The 21596-nt window shown below is 65.5% G+C and carries 19 protein-coding genes; 8 read left to right on the top strand and 11 right to left on the bottom strand.

Features of this window, described 5'->3' with window-relative positions; genetic code table 11:
• The first annotated feature begins 98 nt into the window (after nucleotides 1–98).
• The gene (locus ACVIGA_RS19695; protein WP_456667640.1) at nucleotides 99–2456 is read left to right on the top strand and encodes an acetamidase/formamidase family protein; all 2358 of its coding nucleotides are present in this window, start codon (nucleotides 99–101) and stop codon (nucleotides 2454–2456) included.
• 94 nt (nucleotides 2457–2550) lie between these two features.
• On the opposite strand, the gene phaR is transcribed toward ACVIGA_RS19695, so the two are convergent.
• Nucleotides 2551–3141, bottom strand: a complete 591-nt coding sequence (gene phaR / locus ACVIGA_RS19690; RefSeq protein WP_375777595.1) for a polyhydroxyalkanoate synthesis repressor PhaR — start codon at nucleotides 3139–3141, stop codon at nucleotides 2551–2553.
• Nucleotides 3142–3454: 313 nt separating this feature from the next.
• On the opposite strand from phaR, the gene ACVIGA_RS19685 reads away from it, so the two are divergent.
• The 3 genes from ACVIGA_RS19685 to yddG all read left to right on the top strand — a co-directional run bounded on the left by ACVIGA_RS19685 (nucleotide 3455) and on the right by yddG (nucleotide 6533).
• The gene (locus ACVIGA_RS19685; protein ID WP_223972027.1) at nucleotides 3455–4633 is read left to right on the top strand and encodes an acetyl-CoA C-acetyltransferase; all 1179 of its coding nucleotides are present in this window, start codon (nucleotides 3455–3457) and stop codon (nucleotides 4631–4633) included.
• 168 nt (nucleotides 4634–4801) lie between these two features.
• Nucleotides 4802–5527: an acetoacetyl-CoA reductase gene (phbB, locus tag ACVIGA_RS19680; RefSeq protein ID WP_456667639.1), complete on the top strand. Its 726-nt coding sequence runs from the start codon at nucleotides 4802–4804 to the stop codon at nucleotides 5525–5527.
• A gap of 139 nt (nucleotides 5528–5666) precedes the next feature.
• Nucleotides 5667–6533 (top strand): aromatic amino acid exporter YddG, encoded by an 867-nt coding sequence (yddG, locus tag ACVIGA_RS19675; protein ID WP_456667638.1) that lies wholly within the window; start codon nucleotides 5667–5669, stop codon nucleotides 6531–6533.
• A 112-nt stretch (nucleotides 6534–6645) separates the two neighbouring features.
• Here yddG and ACVIGA_RS19670 read toward each other — a convergent pair whose 3' ends face one another.
• Both ACVIGA_RS19670 and gloB read right to left on the bottom strand, forming a co-directional pair.
• Complete coding sequence (locus ACVIGA_RS19670) at nucleotides 6646–7077, bottom strand: cupin domain-containing protein (protein ID WP_456667637.1); 432 nt, start codon at nucleotides 7075–7077, stop codon at nucleotides 6646–6648.
• On the bottom strand, nucleotides 7077–7844 hold the full coding sequence (gene gloB / locus ACVIGA_RS19665) for a hydroxyacylglutathione hydrolase (RefSeq protein WP_456667636.1): 768 nt from the start codon (nucleotides 7842–7844) through the stop codon (nucleotides 7077–7079). The genes ACVIGA_RS19670 and gloB overlap by 1 nt, the downstream gene beginning before the upstream one ends.
• 183 nt (nucleotides 7845–8027) lie before the next feature.
• On the opposite strand from gloB, the gene ACVIGA_RS19660 reads away from it, so the two are divergent.
• The gene (locus tag ACVIGA_RS19660) at nucleotides 8028–8777 is read left to right on the top strand and encodes a class I SAM-dependent methyltransferase (protein ID WP_223972039.1); all 750 of its coding nucleotides are present in this window, start codon (nucleotides 8028–8030) and stop codon (nucleotides 8775–8777) included.
• A gap of 47 nt (nucleotides 8778–8824) precedes the next feature.
• On the opposite strand, the gene ACVIGA_RS19655 is transcribed toward ACVIGA_RS19660, so the two are convergent.
• Together ACVIGA_RS19655 and prmC are read right to left on the bottom strand one after the other, a co-directional pair.
• Complete coding sequence (locus ACVIGA_RS19655) at nucleotides 8825–9610, bottom strand: DUF4167 domain-containing protein (protein ID WP_456667635.1); 786 nt, start codon at nucleotides 9608–9610, stop codon at nucleotides 8825–8827.
• A gap of 476 nt (nucleotides 9611–10086) precedes the next feature.
• Entirely contained in the window at nucleotides 10087–10974 is an 888-nt protein-coding gene (prmC, locus tag ACVIGA_RS19650; RefSeq protein ID WP_456667634.1) for a peptide chain release factor N(5)-glutamine methyltransferase, read from the bottom strand.
• Between the two features lie 105 nt (nucleotides 10975–11079).
• Between prmC and ACVIGA_RS19645 the strand changes: the two genes are divergently transcribed.
• Complete coding sequence (locus ACVIGA_RS19645) at nucleotides 11080–11505, top strand: HIT family protein (RefSeq protein ID WP_456667633.1); 426 nt, start codon at nucleotides 11080–11082, stop codon at nucleotides 11503–11505.
• A 173-nt stretch (nucleotides 11506–11678) separates the two neighbouring features.
• Here ACVIGA_RS19645 and ACVIGA_RS19640 read toward each other — a convergent pair whose 3' ends face one another.
• The 4 genes from ACVIGA_RS19640 to ACVIGA_RS19625 all read right to left on the bottom strand — a co-directional run bounded on the left by ACVIGA_RS19640 (nucleotide 11679) and on the right by ACVIGA_RS19625 (nucleotide 16578).
• Complete coding sequence (locus ACVIGA_RS19640; protein WP_456667632.1) at nucleotides 11679–12377, bottom strand: ABC transporter ATP-binding protein; 699 nt, start codon at nucleotides 12375–12377, stop codon at nucleotides 11679–11681.
• Entirely contained in the window at nucleotides 12374–14230 is a 1857-nt protein-coding gene (locus ACVIGA_RS19635; RefSeq protein WP_456667631.1) for a branched-chain amino acid ABC transporter ATP-binding protein/permease, read from the bottom strand. The genes ACVIGA_RS19640 and ACVIGA_RS19635 overlap by 4 nt, the downstream gene beginning before the upstream one ends.
• Nucleotides 14231–14243: 13 nt before the next feature.
• A complete protein-coding gene (locus ACVIGA_RS19630; protein WP_456667630.1) occupies nucleotides 14244–15119 on the bottom strand; it encodes a branched-chain amino acid ABC transporter permease in 876 nt (291 codons plus the stop codon).
• Between the two features lie 103 nt (nucleotides 15120–15222).
• Nucleotides 15223–16578 carry a substrate-binding protein gene (locus tag ACVIGA_RS19625; protein ID WP_375777584.1) on the bottom strand — a complete coding sequence of 452 codons (1356 nt, stop codon included), beginning with the start codon at nucleotides 16576–16578 and terminating at the stop codon, nucleotides 15223–15225.
• 244 nt (nucleotides 16579–16822) lie between these two features.
• Between ACVIGA_RS19625 and ACVIGA_RS19620 the strand changes: the two genes are divergently transcribed.
• Nucleotides 16823–17311: a hypothetical protein gene (locus tag ACVIGA_RS19620; RefSeq protein ID WP_456667629.1), complete on the top strand. Its 489-nt coding sequence runs from the start codon at nucleotides 16823–16825 to the stop codon at nucleotides 17309–17311.
• A gap of 142 nt (nucleotides 17312–17453) precedes the next feature.
• On the top strand, nucleotides 17454–17921 hold the full coding sequence (locus tag ACVIGA_RS19615) for a MarR family winged helix-turn-helix transcriptional regulator (protein WP_456667628.1): 468 nt from the start codon (nucleotides 17454–17456) through the stop codon (nucleotides 17919–17921).
• A gap of 66 nt (nucleotides 17922–17987) precedes the next feature.
• Here the strand turns inward: ACVIGA_RS19615 and prfA are convergent, their stop codons facing one another.
• Together prfA and ptsP are read right to left on the bottom strand one after the other, a co-directional pair.
• Nucleotides 17988–19067, bottom strand: coding sequence for a peptide chain release factor 1 (gene prfA, locus ACVIGA_RS19610; RefSeq protein ID WP_456667627.1), 1080 nt, complete (start codon nucleotides 19065–19067; stop codon nucleotides 17988–17990).
• Between the two features lie 56 nt (nucleotides 19068–19123).
• Nucleotides 19124–21391: a phosphoenolpyruvate--protein phosphotransferase gene (gene ptsP, locus ACVIGA_RS19605; protein ID WP_456667626.1), complete on the bottom strand. Its 2268-nt coding sequence runs from the start codon at nucleotides 21389–21391 to the stop codon at nucleotides 19124–19126.
• Nucleotides 21392–21596 lie beyond the last annotated feature (205 nt).

The following is a 21596-nucleotide window of genomic DNA, read 5'->3' as shown; positions in this document are numbered from 1 at the left end:
GTGCCGCTGCAACATGCTTGCCGCCTCCCTGCAATCGGTGCACGCTGCCTTCACGGCTCTGTGACTTGAAGGTTGCGGAGCGTCGGCCTGGAGGGGTGATGGTCGCGACGACCTATCGGGTTTCGGTCGATGCGATCCCGCGGCAAAACCGGCGGGAGGCTTGGCGCGAGGCGCTGGCCGGATTGCAGCTCGATTGCGAATTGCCGGAGGCCGGCCAATTCCAGTTCGGCGAGTTGACCGCGAAGCACTCGACGAGCGGCGGGCAGCTAGCGCTGCTGCGTTCCACCGAGCAGCAGATCATCTGCAATGGTCATGCGGCGTCGCCTGCACTTCCGGCGCGGGTTGCCATCATCTTCCACGCTTACGGCCGCGGCAGCATTGCGTTCGGTCAACGCAATTGCGAGTTCGCCGACAACGACATTTCGGTGTGCGACCTGCAATCGCCCTGGCGCATGACCTTGCGCGAGGATTTCGAGATCGTGCTGCTCGAACTGCCGCGCGAGCGGTTGCTCGGCCGGCTCGGCCATAATCGCCTGCGTTTGCCGGCCGTGCTCGGCGCGACGATAGCCGCCGCGTCCGCCCGTCCGGTGATGCGGACCTTGGGCGGCAATTTCGCGATCCTGGACAAGGCCGATCTCGCCACCGCCGAGGTCGCGATCACTGAGCTCGTCGCCGGTGCACTGCTCGGCGAGACCCGGCTCGACGCCGAGACGATGACACAGGTCCAGTCCGGTCACTTAAGGCGGGTCGATGCCGCGATCGAGGCGCAGCTCGGCAATGCAAGTCTCACCATCGCCGACATCGCGCGCCAGGAAGGGCTGTCGCAACGCTATCTGCAACGGCTGTTCGAACGGCAGAGCACGACATTCTCGGCTTATGTGCGCGAGCGGCGGCTGGAGCGCTGCTGCAACGATCTGATCGATCCGAACTATGCCGACCAGCGCATCGCCGAGATCAGCTACCGCTGGGGCTTCACCGATCAGGCGCATTTCAGCCGCATGTTCAGCGCGACCTACGGCACCTCGCCACGCGACTTCCGCAAGGCTGTGCCGCGTGATGTGGAGAGCGAGCGGACCCGTGGCCGGCCGCGATTGGCGCGCGGCACCGCAACGCTGCTGCGGCTCGCGCCGACCCCGATGACGCCCGAAACCGTTGCGCGGCTAGAGCCGGCCCTGCCGGTTGAGCCGCCCGCAGCTGCGCCAGAAGGGCGGGGCGCGTCGCATCACCATCTCAAGGTGTCTCGCGAGACCGCGCATTGGGGCTATCTCAGCCGCGCCATTCCGCCGGTCATGAGCGTGCAGTCGGGCGCGCTGGTGACGATCGAGACGCTGACCCAGCACGCCTTCGACGACTACGAGCGCATGATCAAGGGCGATCCTGACGCGGAGAGCGTGTTTCACTGGACCGCCGAGGGCAAGTCGGTCGAACGGCGGGGCGCGGGCCCGATGGACGGTTCGATCTTCGGCCGTGGCGCCGGCGAAGGGTTCGGCGTGCATATCTGCACCGGCCCGATCCATGTCTGCGGCGCGGAGCCGGGCGACGTGCTCGAGGTGCAGATCCTCGATATCTGGCCGCGGCCCTCGGCCAATCCGGCGTTCGCCGGCAAGTCGTTCGGCAGCAATGCCGCGGCCTGGTGGGGCTTTCAGTACAACGATCTGATCGAGTCGCCGGCCAAGCGCGAGACCATCACGATCTTCGAGACGGATGCGCGCGCGGAGTGGGCCGAGGCTGTCTATTCCTATCGCTGGACGCCGCAGACCGATCCGTTCGGCGTGCGCCACGAGACGATGGATTATCCGGGCGTGCCGGTCGATCACGCCACCATCGAGAAGCAGCCTGGTGTGCTCGCCAGCGTGCGGATTCCGGCGCGATTGCATTTCGGTTTCATGGCGGTGGCGCCGCGCGAATCCGACATCATCGATTCAATTCCGCCCGGCTATTTCGGCGGCAATGTCGACAATTGGCGCGCCACCAAGGGCACCACGCTCTATCTGCCGGTCGCAGTGCCCGGCGCATTGTTCTCGATCGGCGATCCGCATTTCGCGCAAGGCGACGGCGAGGTCAACGGCACCGCGCTCGAACTATCGCTCACCGGCCAGTTTCGCTTCGTCGTGCACAAGAGCGGCAAGGAAACCAAGCCGCTTGTCGAGGGACTTGCGCATCCGCTCTTGGAAACGCCGGAGGCGTGGATCCTGCACGGCTTCAGCTACGGCAATTATCTGCGCGAGCTCGGCCGCAACGCGCAGTCGGAAATCTACCAGCGTTCGTCGGTCGATCTCGCGCTGCGCAATGCGTTTCGGGCGACGCGCAAATTCCTGATGGAGAGTTATCGCCTCAGCGAGGACGAGGCATTGGCGCTGATCTCACTCGGCGTCGATTTCGGCGTCACGCAGGTTGCCGACGGCAACTGGGGCGTGCACGCGATCGTCCGCAAGAGCATGTTCGGCGCCGCCTGACGCCGGCCCAAAGTGCCGCCGTCAGCAATTCGCGAAGCGATGGCGGTCCGGCCGATCGGCCAGAAGGGGGCCTGCAAGAAGATCTGGACGAGACCTACTCGTCCTTCTTCGCCGGCTGCGACATGCGCTCGAGGCGTTCCTGCATGTCCTTCATCTGGCGGCGAAGGTCGTCGATGTTGCCGTCGTCGGCCGCGGGCTCGGGCACCTTCTCGGGTTCAGTGCCGCCGCGCTGCGGTACGAACGGCTTGAACATCGAGAAGGTCTGCTGGAACAGCTCCATGTTGCGGCGGACCTGTTCTTCCAGGGGCGCAAACGGCGTCCCGCTCAGGGCGCCCGCGATCTGCTTGCGGAATTTCTCCTGTTCCCGGGTCAGCGTATCGATCGACTGCTCGAGATATTTCGGCACCACCATCTGCATGCTGTCGCCATAGAAGCGGATCAGCTGGCGCAGGAAGGTGGTCGGCAGCAGGTTCTGCCCGGCCTTGTTTTCCTGCTCGAAGATGATTTGCGCGAGCACGGAGCGGGTGATGTCGTCGCCGGTCTTGGCGTCATAGACGAGGAAATCCTCGCCTTCCTTCACCATCGCTGCGAGATCCTCGAGCGTCACATAGGTGCTCGTACCGGTATTATAGAGCCGCCGGTTCGCGTATTTCTTGATCGTGGTCGGTTGTTCAGATTTTGCCATGGGCTCACACTTCAACACCGAAGGACCTGGAACCCGGCAGCATCGCCGCTGGGCTAAATGCAACGCATCGCAGCAAAGGTAAGCATTTTCAAAGCGCTTCGGCTACCGTTTTGTGCTTTGCGGTTAATTCCAAAGCATAGGATTTGCTCAGGAATGTGCCAAGAGCGCCATTTTGAGTGCGTCGCGGCGTGTTTTGCGTGACAGTTCGATTGACATGTCTCGACGAGGTTTACAGGATGGCCGTCAAGAGACAGGCCCGCCAAACCGGCCGCCCGCCGTCGAGAAACCCAGCTACAACCCATAGGAGATGTCCATGTCAGACGATGTCGTCATCGTCAGCGCCGCCCGCACCCCCGTCGGCAGCTTCAACGGCGCGTTCGCCACCACACCGGCCCACGACCTCGGCGCGATCGCCATCAAGGCGGCGCTGGAGCGTGCCGGCGTCGAAGGTGGTCAGGTCTCCGAAGTCATCATGGGCCAGATCCTCACTGCGGCGCAGGGCCAGAACCCGGCTCGCCAGGCCTCGATCGCGGCCGGCATTCCGGTGGAAAGCCCGGCCTGGGGCGTCAACCAGCTCTGCGGCTCGGGCCTGCGCACGGTGGCGCTCGGCTACCAGGCGCTGCTCAACGGCGATTCCTCGATCGTGGTCGCGGGCGGCCAGGAATCGATGAGCATGGCCCCGCACGCGCAATATCTGCGCGGCGGCGTCAAGATGGGCGGCCTCGAGCTGATCGACACCATGATCAAGGACGGCCTGTGGGATGCCTTCAACGGCTACCACATGGGCAACACCGCCGAGAACGTCGCCAAGCAGTACCAGATCACCCGCTCGCAGCAGGACGAGTTCGCGGTCGGTTCGCAGAACAAGGCCGAGGCGGCGCAGAAGGCCGGCAGGTTCAAGGACGAGATCGTCCCGGTCACCATCAAGTCCCGCAAGGGCGACATCGTGGTCGACGCCGACGAATATCCGCGTCATGGCGCCACCATCGATGCGATGGCCAAGCTCCGCGCCGCCTTCGAGAAGGACGGCACCGTCACCGCCGGCAACGCCTCCGGCATCAATGACGGCGCTGCCGCCGTCGTGCTGATGACCGCCAAGGAAGCCGCCAAGCAGGGCAAGAAGGTGCTCGCCCGCATCGTCTCGTGGGGCCAGGCCGGCGTCGACCCCAAGATCATGGGCACCGGGCCGATCCCCGCCTCGCGCGCGGCGCTGAAGAGGGCCGGGTGGAACATCGCCGACCTCGACCTGATCGAGGCCAACGAGGCGTTCGCCGCGCAGGCCTGCGCCGTCAACAAGGACCTCGGCTGGGATCCGGCCAAGGTCAACGTCAACGGCGGCGCGATTGCGATCGGCCATCCGGTCGGCGCGTCGGGCGCCCGCGTCCTTGTGACGCTGCTGCACGAAATGCAGAAGCGCGATGCCAAGAAGGGCCTCGCGACGCTCTGCATCGGCGGCGGCATGGGCATCGCTATGTGCGTTGCACGCGACTGAACAAAAGGCAGCGAGGTCGGTTAGGTGATGAAAAGATCATCTGTCAACCACGGCGCGAACTGATAGAAAAGATGCCCGGCTTTGCGCCGGGCATTTTTGTTTAGAGGTGTTGTGAGTGCGAGGACCGGAGTGATCCGGTTATAAAAGACGGCCAAGGAGGAGACGGATATGGCACGTGTTGCATTGGTGACGGGCGGAACGCGGGGCATTGGAGCTGCGATCAGCAAGGCGCTGAAAGCGGCGGGCTACAAGGTGGCGGCGAGCTACGCCGGCAATGACACCGCGGCGGAGAAGTTCAAGGCGGAGAGCGGCATCCCGGTCTACAAGTGGGACGTCGCGTCGTTCGACGCCTGCGCGGCCGGCGTGAAGCAGGTCGAGGCCGATCTCGGCCCGGTCGACGTGCTCGTCAACAATGCCGGTATCACCAAGGACACCGCATTCCACAAGATGACGCTGGAGCAGTGGAATGCCGTGATCAACACCAACCTCGGCTCGCTGTTCAACATGACGCGCCAGGTGATCGAGGGCATGCGCGCCCGCAAGTTCGGCCGCGTCATCTCGATCTCCTCGATCAACGGCCAGAAGGGCCAGTTCGGCCAGGTCAACTACTCGGCGGCGAAGGCCGGCGATATCGGCTTCACCAAGGCCTTAGCGCTGGAGAACGCCAAGGGCGGCATCACCGTCAACGTGATCTGCCCGGGCTACATCAACACCGAGATGGTGCAGGCCGTGCCGAAGGACGTGCTCGAGAAGAACGTGATCCCGCAGATTCCGGTCAACCGGCTCGGCGAACCCGAGGAGATCGCGCGCGCCGTGGTCTTCCTCGCGGCCGACGACGCCGGCTTCATCACCGGCTCGACGCTGACCATCAACGGCGGCCAGTATCACGCCTGACGCGAGAAGCGTCGTCGCGTCGCAGGCGCTCGATCAACGAAGTCGTGATGCCCGGCCTTGTGCCGGGCATTTTCGTCGTTACAACCGCGAGGCGCGAAGCCAAGACGTGGCCGGCCCGGCCGCGACGGATTGAATTCAGATGACGACCCGAACTGCCACCCTTGTCGGACTGACCGCCATCCTGATGTGGTCGCTGCTGTCGGTCATGACGGTCGCGACCGGGGCGATCCCGGCGTTTCAGCTCGCCGCGATGACGTTTGCGATCGGCGCCGCGGTCGCGTTCGCAAGCTTCCTGTTGCGTCCCGCGGCGTTCGGCGCATTGAAGCAGTCACCGATTGCCTGGCTCGTCGGCGTCGGCGGCCTGTTCGGCTATCACGCGCTGTATTTCCTCGCGCTGCGTTTCGCGCCGCCGGCCGAGGCCGGCCTGCTCAACTATCTCTGGCCGCTGTTGATCGTGCTGTTCTCGTCGCTCTTGCCGGGCGAGCGGCTGGCGATCCATCACATCGTCGGCGCGCTGCTTGGCCTTGCCGGCACCGTGTTATTGTTCGCCGGCAACACCGGCGCCTTCACAAGAGCGCAGATTCCAGGCTTCGCGGCGGCCTTCGTCGCGGCGTTCGTCTGGGCCGCCTATTCGGTGATGTCGCGCCGGCTCAAGGCGGTGCCGACAGATGCGGTGGCGGGCTTCTGCCTCGCGACAGCCATACTTGCCGCGCTGGTGCACATGCTGGTGGAGACCACGGTGTGGCCCGCGACGCCGCTGCAATGGCTGGCGGTGATCGCGCTCGGCATCGGCCCGGTGGGCGCTGCGTTCTTTGCCTGGGACATCGGCATGAAGCGCGGCGACATCCGCGTGCTCGGTGCGGCATCCTACGCCACGCCGCTGCTCTCGACCGCGTTCCTGATTGCCGCGGGTTTTGCCAAGCCCAGCGCCAACATCGCCATCGCCGCGATTCTGATCGCCGGTGGCGGGCTCATCGCGGCGAAGGATATGGTGTTGAAGCGATGATACTCTCGATTCGTCATTCCGGGATGCGCCACTTGGCGCAGGCCCGGAATCCATAATCCCGATCGTGGTTATGGATTCCGGGCTCGCGCTACGCGCGCCCCGGAATGACGAATTAGGCAGGCTCCCAGCCCTGCGGCGCGAGCTCGAATTTCGCAAACTCGAAACCCGGCGCGACGGTGCAGCCGACCAGCGTCCAGTCGCCGCTGCTTTCCGCGGCCTGCCAGGCGCCCGCCGGCACGATCGCCTGGGGCTGCTCGCCCTGCGCGACGTCAGGTCCGAGCGTGATGGCATGCGGCTGCGCGCCGTCCTGCGCGATCTTCAGCGTCAGCGGCGCGCCGGCGTAATAGTGCCACATCTCCACCGCGTCGATGCGGTGCCAGTGCGAGCGCTCGCCGCGCGCGAGCAGGAAATAGATCGCGGTCGAATGCGCGCGTCCACTGACGTCGCAGCGCTTGTCGCGAAACGTCTCGCGGTAATGCCCGCCTTCGGGATGCGGCTTGAGCTCAAGCCGCACGATGATGTCGGCAGCCGAAAGTCCGGCCATCACGACTTGTTCTTGCGCTCGCGGAGCTCGCCGAACACCAGCGCCGGGTCGGCGCCCTTCATGTGCAGCTTGGCTGCGACCGAAGGCTCGTCGGCGCGCAGGAACACGTTGGCCTTCTTCTCGTCACCCAGCAGCACGGGAATCGTCGGCTTGTCCTCGGCGCGCAGCTTCGTCACTTCTTCGGCGCGGGCCTGCAAATGCGGATTGTCGCCCTCGATGGTGAGCGCGAACTTCACGTTGGAGGCGGTGTATTCATGGCCGCAATAGAGACGGAAATCATCCGGCAGCGAACGCAGCTTCAAAAGCGAATCCCACATCATGGGATAGGTGCCTTCGAACACCCGGCCGCATCCGATCGAGAACAGCGTGTCGGCGGCGAATACCGCCTTCTCGCCGTCGAACACATAGGAGATATGGTCCAGCGTATGGCCGGGAGTTTCAACCACACGGGCCAAGAGGCTGCCGACCTTGATGACGTCGGCATTGGCGGCGCGCAGATCGACATTGGCGATCTTGGCCGACTGGTCGTGCGGCGCGACGACGCGGCAGCCGTATTTCTGCTTCAGCTCGGCGACGCCGCCGACATGGTCGCCATGGTGATGGGTGATCAGGATGTCGGTCAGTGTCCAGCCTTCGCGCTCCAGTGCCTCGATGATCGGGCCGGCTTCCGGCGCGTCGATCGATGCCGTCGCCTTGGTGGCCGGATCGTGGATCAGGTACCCGAAATTGTCGGTGAGGCAGCTGAAGGTGCGAATTTCGGCGGTCATGATATCTCCACGAACAAACGGGACGGACATTTCAGAGCATGATCTTTTCGAACAACCGGTGTCGCCGTTTCCGGATCATGCTCTTACCGCGCCCAATATAGGGGTGAAATATGGCGTTAACGCTCCGGCGGCAACGCAAATTTCGGCGCTCCCCGGCTGCAGGGGGCATGTTAGGCTGGGACCATGGACGTGATCGACCTCCGCGATTTCTATTCGCAGCGCCTCGGCATCGTGGCGCGGCAGCTGATCAACCGCGGCATCCGTGCGCGGTGGCCGAACGCGGAAGGCCAGCGCGTGCTCGGGCTCGGCTATCCGACACCCTATCTCGGTCTGTTCCGTGATACCTCCGAGCGTTGCATCGCCTTCATGCCGGCGGCCCAGGGCGTGCTGAAATGGCCGACCGGCCGGCCGGCGCTGGCGACCCTGATCGACGAATTCTCGATGCCGCTGCCGGATGCCGCGGTCGACCGCGTGCTGCTGGTGCATGCGTTGGAGATGTCCGACGATCCGGAGCGGCTGCTGCGCGAGGTATGGCGGGTGCTGTCGCCGTCGGGGCGGCTGATCGCGATCATCCCGAACCGGCGCGGCGTCTGGACACGCACCGATGCCACGCCGTTCGGCCACGGCCGGCCCTATTCGCGGGCGCAGATCACCCAGCTGTTGCGGCAGACCTGGTTCACGCCGGCGTCATGGGGCGAAGCGCTGTTCATGCCGCCGGTGCAGGGCAGCTGGTTCTTGCGCTCGGCGATGGCGTGGGAGCGTCTCGGCGCAGCGCTGTCGATGCCGTTCGCCGGCGTGCATATCGTGGAAGCGAGCAAGCAGGTCTATCGCGCGATCCCGGCGCGCCGCGAACGCACGCAGCTGATCCCGTCATTGCGCCCGGTGCTGGTGCCGTCCTCGACGGCGACGCGCAAATCCAGTCACGCGGAATGATGAAGACGCACCCTCCCCCTCCAGGGGAGGGTGGCCGCACAGTTGCGTTACTCGTTGCCTGGATTGAAGTCGTCGCTCGGCGCCGGCTGCGCCGCGATGTCCGAGCGCGGGCCGTGCGGACGGCGGCGGCGGCGCGGAAAGCGCTCGCTGCGTTCGCCGCGTTCTGCGCCGCCATTGTTGGCTTCATAGGTGCCGCCGTTGACCTGCGGCTGCGCGCCGCCGGTGATGAACGAGGGCAGGCGATCGACCCCGCCGGCATCGGCCAGCACCGGCTGCGGCTGGATCTGCGGTTGCGGCTGATACTGCGGCTGCGGACGATGCTCGCGTTCGCGGTGCTCACGCGGCTGCTGCTCGCGCGGCTGCTGGTCACGCTCGCGATGCTCGCGCGGTTGCTGCTGGTAGGGCTGCTGGCCGTTGTCGCGCACGAAGGGCTGTTGCTGCTGCGGCACGAAGCCCGGCTCCTGGCCGAAGCTCGAATAGCCGTCGCTGTCGTCGTCGCCGTCTTCAGTCTGCGTCACCTCGGCGTCGGGACGCGGCTGCTGCTGATTCTGCCGGAACTGCTCCTGCGCGGTCGCGATGATCCGGTAGTAGTGCTCGGCGTGCTGGTAGTAGTTTTCGGCTGCCACCGGATCGCCGGAGGAGCGTGCATCCCGCGCAAGCTGGACGTATTTCTCGGCCACGTGGGAGGCCGTGCCACGGATCTTGATGTCGGGTCCGTTCGATTCGTACACCCGTGTCAGGGGATTCTGGCCGCGCCGGTTATTATTATTGTTGTTGTTATTGTTGTTGTTATTCCGGTTGCGCATCCGCTTGTTGTTCTGACCGTTTCTCATCTGTCGCCTTTTATTCCAGCCCTGAAGTTATTGCAGTCCGGTGTTGAAGCTATTGCAGTCCAGCGTTCGATTCGGCGCGCGCCAAGGCACACGGAATCGCACTGCCGTTCGAAGTGGTTTCGATGTTGCCGACCATCACGTTCAGCAAAGTCGCGTTCAGCAAAGACGCGTTCCCCAACCGCCGCCGGCCAAACGCGCCAGCGACCAAATCATTCCGCCCGTTGAGACAGGCCCAGCTCTCGTGCGTAAGTCTTCAAGCGCAATAACAGGCTTTCGTTCGCTTGGCGGTCGAGAGCGGCACAGCTTCGGCTATTGCGCTCAATGAGACCTGCGTTCCTGGAACCTTTCGATCGGCGGGCTCTGCTGAGCCCTGGTCATCACCCGTAACAGTTACGGGGCCAGCACCGATGTTGTGGCCGGAACGTAGTCGTTCCCGGGGGATATTCCAAGAGGTTTTTTTTCGTTCCAATAGGACTTTATCGGGGCACCCGGCGGGCGGAAACCGCCCTCGGGATGCCCCCGAGATCGGCTTTCGGTGGTCCCGTTGGGGATAATCCCGAAGCCGTCATCAGCGCTTCAACGTCGCCGCTCTGGCCTTGCCCGACTTCCACAACCAGAAATCCACCCGATGTCAAAAGACACGCATATTGCGAAATCAGCGCGCGGTAGGCGTCGAGCCCGTCGGCCCCGCCGTCGAGCGCCGCGCGCGGATCATGCCCGCGCACCTCGATGTCGAGGCCGGCGATGTCGGCCGAGGGGATGTAGGGCGGATTGGACACGATCAGGTCGAACGCGCCGGTCAGGGCGCTGCCATAGTCGCACGCGATCCATGTCGCGCGCTGGCCAAGCCCGAGCTCGGCCGCGTTTCGGCTCGCCGTCTGCAGCGCCTCCGCCGAGATGTCGGTGGCGAAGCCATGCGCCTGGGGCAGTTCCGAGAGCAGCGCCAGCAGGATCGCGCCGGAGCCGGTCCCGAGATCGGCGATCCGCAACGCGCGCCCGGCCGCACCGTCGGCCCGCAGCAGTTCGAGTGCGCGCTCGACCACGGTCTCGGTGTCGGGGCGCGGCACCAGCGTCGCAGCCGTCAGATGCAGCGGCAGTCCCCAAAACTCCTTGATGCCGAGAATGCGCGCGACCGGTTCGCCGGCGAGGCGGCGCCGCGCCAGGTCTTCGAGGCGATCCGCTTCGTGCTTCGTCACGATGCGCCTGGCACCGGTCACCATGCCGGTCAGATCGAGCCCCAGCGCGGCACCGGTCAATAGCCGCGCGTCGAGCTCGGCGGCGTCGTGGCCTGCCGCCTTGAGGCGCGTGGCGAGTGTGCGCCGTGTACCTTCGACGGTCTGGCCATTTTCAGCTGATGCGCTCATCGCGCGTTGTTAGCCGATGGTCGATGCGGCGTCGATATCGCTTGCGCCCTCGGCGGCCGGCGCGCACGGTCGAAGCCGCAGATTATCGATCCGGAACGCGCGACCATGACGGGCTACGACGACCAGAACATCTTCGCCAGGATCCTGCGCGGCGAGGTGCCGAGCTTCAAGGTTTATGAGACCGACCGGACCTTTGCGTTCCTCGACATCATGCCGCGCTCGCCGGGGCACACGCTGGTGATTCCGAAGGCGCCCGCGCGCGGCATCCTCGACATCGCCGAGGAAGACCTTGCCGCGGTGGCGCGGACGGCCAAGCGCATCGCGATCGCGGCGATGAAGGCGTTCTCCGCCGACGGCATCATCATCCAGCAGTTCAGCGAGCCCGCCAGCGGTCAGGTGGTGTTTCACCTGCACATGCATGTGATGCCGGTGAAGGCCGGCGTCGCGCTGCTGCCGGCGCAGACCCGCAAGGAGGACATGGATGTGCTCGCCGATCACGCCAAGCGCATGATCGCGGCGCTGGGAGATTGAGCGGGTGGCCAGGTCCGACGCGGGAATGCCGTAATCGATATCCCGAGAGGCCATGCGCAATATCGAGTTCGTCATTGCGAGGAGCGATAGCGACGAAGCAATCCATCCATCCGCGCATGCGGACCGATGGATTGCTTCGCTTTGCTCGCAATGACGGCGGAGAAAGCGCAGCCCTAAACCCCGAGATAGCGCTGCAGGACGTCGGGCTGGGCCTTGATCTCCAGCGCCGGCCCTTCATGGACGATGTGACCGTTATTGATGATGTAGATGCGCTGCGCCAGCGCGAGCGTCGCGGCGAGGTTCTGCTCCACCAGCACGATGGTCTGTCCGGCCTCGGCCAGGTCGCGGCACGCCTTCATCAGGTCGCGCACGATCACCGGCGCCAGTCCCTCGAACGGCTCGTCGAGCAGGATGATCTTGGGGTCGCGTACCAGAGCGCGCGCGATCGCCAGCATCTGCTGCTCGCCGCCGGACAGGTCAGTGCCGCGGTTGCCGCGCCGTTCCCGCAGCCGCGGGAACATCTCGTAGATGCGGTCGAGCGGCCAGCGCTGCGAGGCGGTCAGGCCGGCGATCACCAGGTTCTCCTCGACGGTCAGGCTACCGAAGATGCGGCGCTCCTCATGGACCAGCTGCATGCCGGCCTGCGCGATCTTGTGGCTCTTCTTGCCAGCGATCTCGGCGCCGTCGAACATCACCGAGCCGCGGCGCGGGGTGACCACGCCCATCAGGCTCTTCAGCGTCGTGCTCTTGCCGGCGCCGTTGCGGCCGAGCAGCGCCACCACCTCGTTGCGCTCGACCCGGATCGAGACGTCGAACAGGATGTGCGAGTCGCCGTAATAGCTGTTCAGTCCGTTGACTTCGAGCAGGCTCATGCGGCGAGCACTCCATGCACGCCGCCAAGATAGGCTTCCTGGACAGTCGAGTTGTTCTTGATCTCTTCCGGTGTCCCCTCGACCAGCACGCGGCCTTCCTGCAGCACGGTGACGCGCTCGGCGAGCTCGAACAGCGCATCCATGTCGTGATCGATGATGATCATGGTGCGGCCCTGGCTGATCGACTTCAACAGCTTCACGGTCTCGACGCGTTCGCGCGGGCTCATGCCGGCCAGCGGCTCGTCGAGCAGCAAGAGGCTCGGCGACGTCGCCAGCGCCAGCCCGATCTCCAGCCGCCGCTTCTCGCCATAGGCGAGCTCGGAGACCGGCGTGTCGGGCCGCGAGGTCAGATTGACCAGCTCGAGCGTGTGCTGCACGCGCTCGGACAACCCGGGAATGCTGTCGATGCTGCGGAACAGGTCGAGCTTGAACTTGCCGCGAAGCCCCGACAGCGCTGCGATCACCAGGTTCTCGCGCACCGTGAGCCCGGTGAACAGCTGGTTGACCTGGTAGCTCTTGGTCAGGCCGAGCTGGCAGACGTCGGTGACGTTCATGCCGGTGATGTCGCGGCCCTCGAACACGATGGTGCCCGAGGTCGGGTGCACCTCGCAGGTCAGCATCTTGAAAAAGGTCGACTTGCCGGCGCCGTTCGGGCCGATGATGCCGCGCAGCTCGCCGTGATTGACCGTGAAGTCGATGTCGCTGTTGGCGAGCAGGCCGCCATAGCGCTTGGTCAGGCCCTTGGCCTGGAGGATCGGACCGGACGGGCTGCCCGCGGGGCGGGGCCGCGGAGGCGTCGGCGCAGCGGCGACCGCGGCGTGTGGCTCGCTTGCGACGGCTGCGACCTCGGGCTCGCTCTCGTCCGGCTCGCGGGCGCCGCGCTGTCCGGTCAGCAGGCCATAGAGATCGGCGAGGCCGCCGATGATGCCGCGGCGCAGGAAGCAGACCAGCAGCACGAACACGAGGCCGAGCACGAGCTTCCAGGCAGCACCAAGCCCGAGCGCGGCCTGCAGGAAGTCCTGCAACGACAGCCACACCGCGGCGCCAACCAGTGGCCCAAACAGCGTGCCGCGGCCGCCGATCGCGGTCTGCATCACGAGCTGGCCCGACGTGTCGAAGGTGAATGCGTCGGGCGGCATGAAGGCCTGCAACACGCCGAGCAGCCCGCCGGCAAAGCCGGCATAGGCGGCTGCGATCACGAAGGCGGTCAGCTTGTAGCCATGGATGTTGTGGCCGACCGCGGTCGCGCGCAGCGGATTGTCCCGGATGGCGCTGAACACGGCGCCGACCGGCGAGCGCACGATGCGCAATGCGATCACGACGCCGATGAAGTAGCACAGCGCCAGGAACTGGTAGAGCGACCAGCCGGTGGTGAAGTGCAGCGTGGTGAAGCCGAGATTGAAGCTCGGGGTCGGAACGCCCGGCAGTCCGTTTTCGCCGCCGGTGAAGTCCGACAGCGGATTGAACTCGACGAAGAAGAACACTTCGGCGATCGCCACCGTGATCATCGCGAAGTAGATGCCGGTGCGGCGCAGCGCGATCAGGCCGATCAGGTAGCCGGTGGCGGCGGCCGCGATCATGCCGATGACGAGCGCCAGCACGACGTAGGGGAAGCCGGCGCGGGTCAGCAGCCAGGCGGCGACGAAGCCGCCGGTGCCGTAAAACGCCGACTGGCCGAACGACAGCAAGCCGGTGAAGCCGAACAGGATGTCGAAGCCGAGGCCGAACAGGCCCCAGACCAGGATCCGGTTCACCGTGTTGGGTGCGAAGCCGAGCCACGGCAGCACGAACGGCGCGACGATCAGACCCGCGGCCGTCAGGAACTCGATCAAATATGGGCGCTGTTTCAGCATTGATTATCCGTCGTCATTCGCGGCCCTGCGTGCCGAGCAGGCCGTGCGGTCGGAGCACGAGCACGAGCGTCATCGCCGCGAACAGCATGACGTAGGCGTAACCGGGGTTGAACATCGAGGTGACGCTGATGATCTCGCCGGCGATCAGTCCACCGAGGATCGCGCCGGGGAACGAGCCGACGCCGCCGATCACTACCACCACGAAGGTTTCCACCAGGATGTCGTCGCCGACACCGGGTGTCAGCGACACCACCGGCGCGTTGATGATGCCGGCGAAGCCCGCGGCCATCGCGCCGATGCCGAACACGATCATGAAGACGCGATAGACGTTGATGCCGAGCGAATCGACCATCATCGAATCCTCGATGCCGGCGCGCACGATCATCCCGAGCCGCGTGCGGTAGAGGATCAGGAACAATGCGCCGAGCGCGACCGCGACGATGCCGACCACGGCGAGCCGGTAGGTCGGATAGAACAGGAAGCCGAGCGAGGTGATGCCCTGCAGCAGCGCCGGCGGCGGTACCACCTGCGACTGGCTGGTGAAGATCAGCCGCACGATCTCGACGAAGCAGATGCTGAGCCCGAACGTGACCAGGAGTTGGTCCTCATGCGGGCGATGGTAGAAGTGGCGGATGATGATCCGCTCCATCGCAACCCCGAGCAGCATCACGAACAGCGATCCGGCGATGACCGCGAGAATGAACGATCCGGTGTAGGAATAGGCCACATATCCGGCGTAGCCGCCGATCATGAACATGGCGCCATGGGCGAGGTTAAGCACCCCGAGCGTGCCGTAGATGATCGTCAGCCCGGAGCTGATCAGCGCGAGCAGCGCGCCGAGCGCCAGCCCGTTGAAAAGTTGCGAGACGAAATTTGGCCAGTTGATCATGGCGTGCGTTCGGTTGGCCCGGTCAATGAAGGATGCGTTCCGACACAAAGCGGCGCCGCGGGTCGGGTCGCCCCGCCCACGGCGCCGAGTCTTCCCACGTTAATCAGGTGTAGTCGCCGAGATGGCAGCCGAACGCATCCGGCTTCTGCATCAGACCGTCGCCGGGGACGATCTCGACCACCTCGTAATAATCCTCCTTGTTCTTCATCTCCTTTTCCATCTTGCCGCGGACGATGATGACAGGGCGGACGCATTGGTGATCCTCGGGGCGATAATGTACGTCGCCGACCAGCGAAGGGATGGTCTCGCCCTTCTCGTAGGCCTTGATGACGTCGGGCGGATAGAAGCTGCCGGCTTCCTCGACCATGCGGGCCCAGTGCGCGAAGCTGACATAGGCGTTCTCGGCGCCCCATTCGGGCTTGTAACCGAACTTCTTCTCGAAGGTCTCGTTGAACATCTTGGCCAGCGGATACTTGTCCTCGATGGTCCACCAGTAGTCGGTCGCGGCGTAGACGCCCTGCATCAGCCCGCCGGTCTCGCGCGCGATGAACGGCACCTGGTAGGGCACCACGAGCTTCATCTTGTCGAGCACGCCGAACTGCTTGGCCTGCTGCGTCGACAGCACGGCGTCGTGACCCCAGTTGACGTTGATCAGCACGTCGGCGCCGGAGTTCGCGACATTGAGCAGGTACGACGAGTAATCCGGCGCGCCGAGCGGCGACACCTGGTTGGTGACCGTGGTCCAGCCCGCCTGGGCGAGGAAGTCCTGCATCGATTTGGTTACGGTGTGGCCGTAGGTGTAATCGGGCGTCAGATACGCGGCCTTCTTGTCCTTGCCGAACTGCTTGATCAGCACCGGCGCAATTGCCGCTGCGGCGGTCTGGCCGAAGAAGTTCTGGCGGAAGCCGTAACGCACGCAATCCTTGCCGGTGGTGTCGTTGGAGCCGGAGATGCCGCAGACGAAGATCACCTTCTCGCGCTGCGCCAGCTTGTTCAGCGCGACCGCGACCGCACTCGACGTGCCGCCGGTGATCATCACCGCCTTGTTCTCCGAGATGAAGCGCTGCTGCGCCTGCACCGCCTCGTTCGGCTTCGCCGCGGAATCCGCGACGCCGAACTTCAGCTCCTTGCCGAGCACGCCCTTTGAGGTCTTCGGCGATATCTTCTTGATCAGGTCGTGGCCGCTGTTGATGTGCTCGATCGCGAGCTGATAGCCCTTCAGCTCATCCTCACCCTGCACCGCGTAAGTGCCGGTGCGCGGCACCGAGATGCCGATGAAGGCCGAGGAGCCGGACGTGCCGGCGGGAAAGGTGCCGATCGCCGGATGGTCCTCGGCGAATGCCCGGGACGCGATCGAGGCCGGCAGCACGGTGCCGCCGATCAGGCCTGCGCCGGCCTGCAGCAGGGTGCGACGCGAGACGTTCAATGTGCTGCCCGGGCGAAAATCCTTGGTGCTCATCGCTCGATATCCTCCGATTATATTGATTGTTGGCGCGCATGTTCACTCGTCGCCGGATCGGATCGATCGGCGGCTGGATGCGCCGGCTGCGATGCAGCAGCCTGTCACAGCTACAATTCCCCACCGGGATATTTAGTCAATGTCACCTTTCGTCGAATCATATCGGTCTGCGATAGAATTAATGTCGGTCTACGATATATCGAGGGTTTACCGCCCGGGTGCGGGTCCTGTAAGTGAGGGGGCGATGATCCAGGAGCCTTCAAATCGCGCCGGAAATGCCGCAGAGCACGCCGGGACCGAGGACGGCGGCGCCGAGCCATCGAGCGGCCTGAGCATCCGCGCGATGAACGTGCTGAAGGAGCTGTCGGTCGAGCTGACCGACGAACTGCCGCCGAAGCTCGACTGGACACCATCCGACGACCTGCTGCGCCTGCTCACGGCGCGCCATCTGGCGACCGCGCGAAATTGCGGGCGGCAGACCATGCGTGAGATCATCGATTGGGCGGCGTCGCGCGGGATCTTGATCCCGGCACCGCACCATACCGGCAAATCGCTGTCCGAGGTCTGGGGCAGTCTGGTCGAGCGTGCTTCGGCCGGCGATCTCACCAAGAGCGAGATCACCGAGGCGCTGGAGAAATCGATCCGCCGCCGCAGCCCGCGGATTCCGGTCGCCTTCCAGATCGTGCTGTTGAAGATATTGAGCTCGAGCTACGATCACTGGCCGCAACCGTAATCTCGCGCTCCGCCGCTCGATCGTCAAACCGTTGAAAACATGCGTGCAGAGCCCGCCGGTAGGATGGTCCGTCCGGCGCGGGTTTGGTAGCGTCGCCCAGCTCCTGCCATCAGGCGGAGCGCGCCAGCAACGGGACGACGGAATGCCTCAGGCCAAGCAGCGACAAACGGCAGTCGGAGCCACCAAACGCAAAGCGGCGGGCGCGACGGTCGATTACGCGGCGCTGGCGCGGTTCCGCTACCAGCTGCGCAGCTTTCTCGCGTTCAGCGAGGAGGCGGCGCAGCAGGCCGGGTTGACCCCGCAGCAGCACCAGGCGCTGCTCGCCATCAAGGGATTTTCCGGAACGGAGCCGACCACCGTCGGCGATCTCGCCCGCTATCTGCTGATCCGCCACCACACCGCGGTCGAGCTGGTCAACCGGATGACGAAACTCGGGCTGCTGACCCGGGCGGTCGATGCCGCCGACGGCCGGCGCGTGCTGGTGACCTTGACCTCGCAAGGCGAGCGCAAGCTGCAGGCGCTGTCGAAGATTCACTTGGAGGAGCTGACCACGGCCGGCCCGGCACTCGGCAAGATCCTGCGCCACTTCAGAAAGTCGCAGAAGAAGTAGCGCATGATCCGGAAAAGCGCGCAGCGGTTCTCCGAAGAGATCATGCGCCAGCGATAGATCGCGTTGTCAGGCCGCCGCGCCCTGCGCCGCGAGCTGCGCGGCCTGGTGCTCGGTGGTCAGCGCATCGATCAATTCGCCGAGCGCCTCGCCCGCGATCACCTGCGGCAGCTTGTAGAGCGTCAGGTTGATGCGGTGGTCGGTGACTCTCCCTTGCGGGAAATTATAGGTGCGGATGCGCTCCGAGCGGTCGCCGGAGCCGACCTTCTCCTTGCGGTCAGCGGAGCGCGCGGCGTCGACGCGCTGGCGCTCGGCATCATAGATGCGCGAGCGCAGGATGTTCATCGCCGACGCCCGGTTTTTGTGCTGCGAGCGGCTGTCCTGCATCATCACCACGATGCCGGTCGGCAGATGGGTGATGCGGATCGCGGACTCGGTCTTGTTGACGTGCTGGCCGCCGGCGCCGCCGGCGCGCATGGTCTCGATCCGCAAATCCGTGTCCTTGATGTCGACGTCGACGTCCTCGACTTCGGGCAGCACCGCGACGGTGGCGGCCGAGGTGTGGATGCGGCCCTGCGTCTCGGTGTCGGGCACGCGCTGCACGCGGTGCACGCCGGACTCGAATTTCAGCTTGGCGAACGCGCCGCGGCCCTGCACCTCGGCGATGATTTCCTTGAAGCCGCCGACGGTGCCTTCGCTGGCCGAGATCACCTCGACCTTCCAGCCCTGCAAGGCCGCGAAGCGCTCATACATCCGGAACAGGTCGCCGGCGAACAGCGAGGCCTCGTCGCCGCCGGTGCCGGCGCGGATTTCCAGCACCACGTTGCGGTCGTCCATCGCGTCCTTCGGCAGCAGCGCGACGCGGATCTTCTGCTCGAGATCGCCGATCCGCGCCTGCAGCGTTTCCAGCTCGGCTTCCGCCATGCCGCGCATCTCGGGATCGGTCCCCGCTTCGGCCAGCAACGCCTCGGTGTCGGTGAGCTCCGACCGCGCGGAGCGATAGAGCTTCACGGCATCGATCAGCGGATTGAGCTCGGCGAGCTCGCGCGTGATCGCGACGTAGCGCTCGGAGTTGACCTGGCCGAGCAGCTCGGCCTCGAGCGAGGCGTGATGGGCGAGCAGGACGTCGAGTTTGGCTTCGGGTAGCATGGCGGAGTCTCGAATTGCTGAAAGCGCGAAGGGTGGCAGCGGCGACGGCAGCGTCGCTACAAGGCCAGCCCCTCGGTTTCCGCAAACTTCGTCAGCGCCCCGCGGATCGAGACGCTGCCGACCGGCGCGTCGAGCAGCGGATTGATCATCGCCTCGGCCTTCTTGGCGTCGAGGTCGAGGATCAGCGCCTTGACCGGGCCGTGCGCCGTTGCCGACAACGAAAGCGAACGGTAGCCGAGCGCGATCAGCGCCAGCGCGCCGATCGGCTTCGACGCCATCTCGCCGCACAGCGAGGCGGCTTTCTTCGCGGTCTTGGCCTTGCGCACGATGTCGCGCAGCGCGCGCAGGATCGGCGCCGACAGGGTGTCGAAACGTTCCGAGACCTTGGCATTGCCGCGGTCGACCGCGAACAGGAACTGGAACAGGTCGTTGGAGCCGACCGAGACGAAGTCGACCTTCTTCAGCAGCTCGTCGAGCTGGTAGAGCAAGGCCGGTACCTCGACCATGGTGCCGATATCGATCCGCTCGGGCAGCGAGTGGCCGTGCTGGCGCAGATAGGTCAGCTCGCGCTCGACGATCGCCTTGGCCTGGTCGAACTCGGAGATGTCCGAGATCATCGGGAACATGATCTTCAGGGCACGGCCGCCGCCGGCGCGCAGCAGCGCGCGGATCTGGCCGCGCAGCAGGCCGGGGCGGTCGAGACCGAGCCGGATCGCGCGCCAGCCGAGCGCGGGATTTTCCTCGACCACGGTCTCCATGTAGGGCAGCGCCTTGTCGCCGCCGATGTCGAGCGTGCGGAAGGTGACGGGCTTGGCGCCGGCGGCATCGAGCACGGTGCGGTACAGCGCGAGCTGATCGCTCGAACGCGGCAGGCTCGGGCTCACCATGAACTGCAATTCGGTGCGGAACAGGCCGATGCCGGCGCTGCCGGTGTCCTCGATATGCGGCAGGTCGATGGTAAGGCCGGCATTGATCAGGAGCTCGATCGGCTGGCCGTCCTTGGTCACGCAAGGCTTGTCGCGCAGCGCCGAATATTGCGCCTGCCGCCGCGCCCGGAACCGGACGCGCTCGGCGTAGGCGGATTCGATCTCGGCGGAGGGGCGGACATAGATCTCGCCGGAAATGCCGTCGACGATGATGGCATCACCCGGATCGGCAATGCCGGGCGCGTTCGGCACCTCGCCGACCGCGGGAATGCCGAGCGCGCGCGCCACGATCGAGACGTGGGAATTCGCGGTGCCTTCCTCCAGCACCAGGCCGCGCAGCCGCTTGCGGTCATAGTCGAGCAGCGCCGCGGGGCCCATCGCGCGCGCGATCAGGATGGCGTTGTCGGGCAACTGCTCGCGCGTCGGCGCATGGTCCTGGCCGACCAGTTGCCGCATCAGGCGATGGCCGAGATCCTCGAGATCGTGCAGCCGGTCGCGCAGATACGGATCGGTTGAGCGCAGCATGCGCGCGCGGGTGTCGGACTGCACGCGTTCGACGGCGGCTTCCGCGGTGAGGCCGGTGGCGACCGCCTCATGCAGCTTGTGCGACCAGCCCTGGTCGTTGGCGAACATGCGGTAGGCTTCCAGCACCTCGCGATGCTCGCCGCCTTCCGCGACGTCGCCGCGCTCCAGCATGCGGTCGAGATCGGCGCGCAGGTTGGCCAGCGCCGTGTCGAGCCGCTTGATTTCCTTCGGCAGGTCCTCGGCAATGTAGTTGGTGATGACGACGCGCGGCTCGTGCAGCACGACATGGCCGAGCGCGATGCCGTCGGAGAGCACCGCGCCGGTCTTGTGCAGCGAGTGCCGCGCGGCGGGCTCGGCGCCCGGCTGCGCCAGCGCGGCCAGCTCGCCCGAGGCGATCATCTCCGCCAGCACCATGGCGGTGGTCTGCAGCGCCTCGACCTCTTCCTCGACATAGGTGCGCTTGGCGCGGTTCTGCACCACGAGCACGCCGAGCGTGTTGCCGGCGCGCAGGATCGGCACGCCGAGGAACGAGTGGTAGATCTCTTCGCCGGTTTCCGGGCGGTAGGCGAAGGCCGGATGGCTTTGCGCGTCGGAGAGATTGAGCGGCGTCGCCTCGCTGGCGACGAGGCCGACCAGGCCTTCATGCGCGCTCAGCACGGTGCGGTGCACGGCGTCGCGGTTCAGACCTTCGGTGGCGTAGAGCTCGAGGGTGTTGTCGATACGCAGCACGTAGCAGGAGCAGACCTCGGCCACCATGTTGGCCGCGATCAGCACCACGATCTTGTCGAGGCGTTCCTGGGCGGAGACTTGCTCCGCCATGGTTTCGCGGAGCCGTCTCAATAGGACGCGGGGGCCTCCCGACGCGCTCCGCATGTGCTTCAGTCCCTCCCCACGAGGCCGGCGCACCGGGCCGGCCGGCCGTTGGCGCAAAACTCGTCAAAAACAACAATTTTAGTCATTCGGCGTCGCCGCTCGCGCCAGTTCCCGCCGATTCGGGATCGCACAAACTGTGCCACAGTTTGCGACAGCCCACCTGACTGGCCGTATAGCCAATCGAGGCTCGCTTTGCCAAGCAAAA

It is taken from the genome of Bradyrhizobium sp. USDA 3240, assembly GCF_054063295.1.
This window is presented reverse-complemented; position numbering and strand designations above follow the sequence as displayed.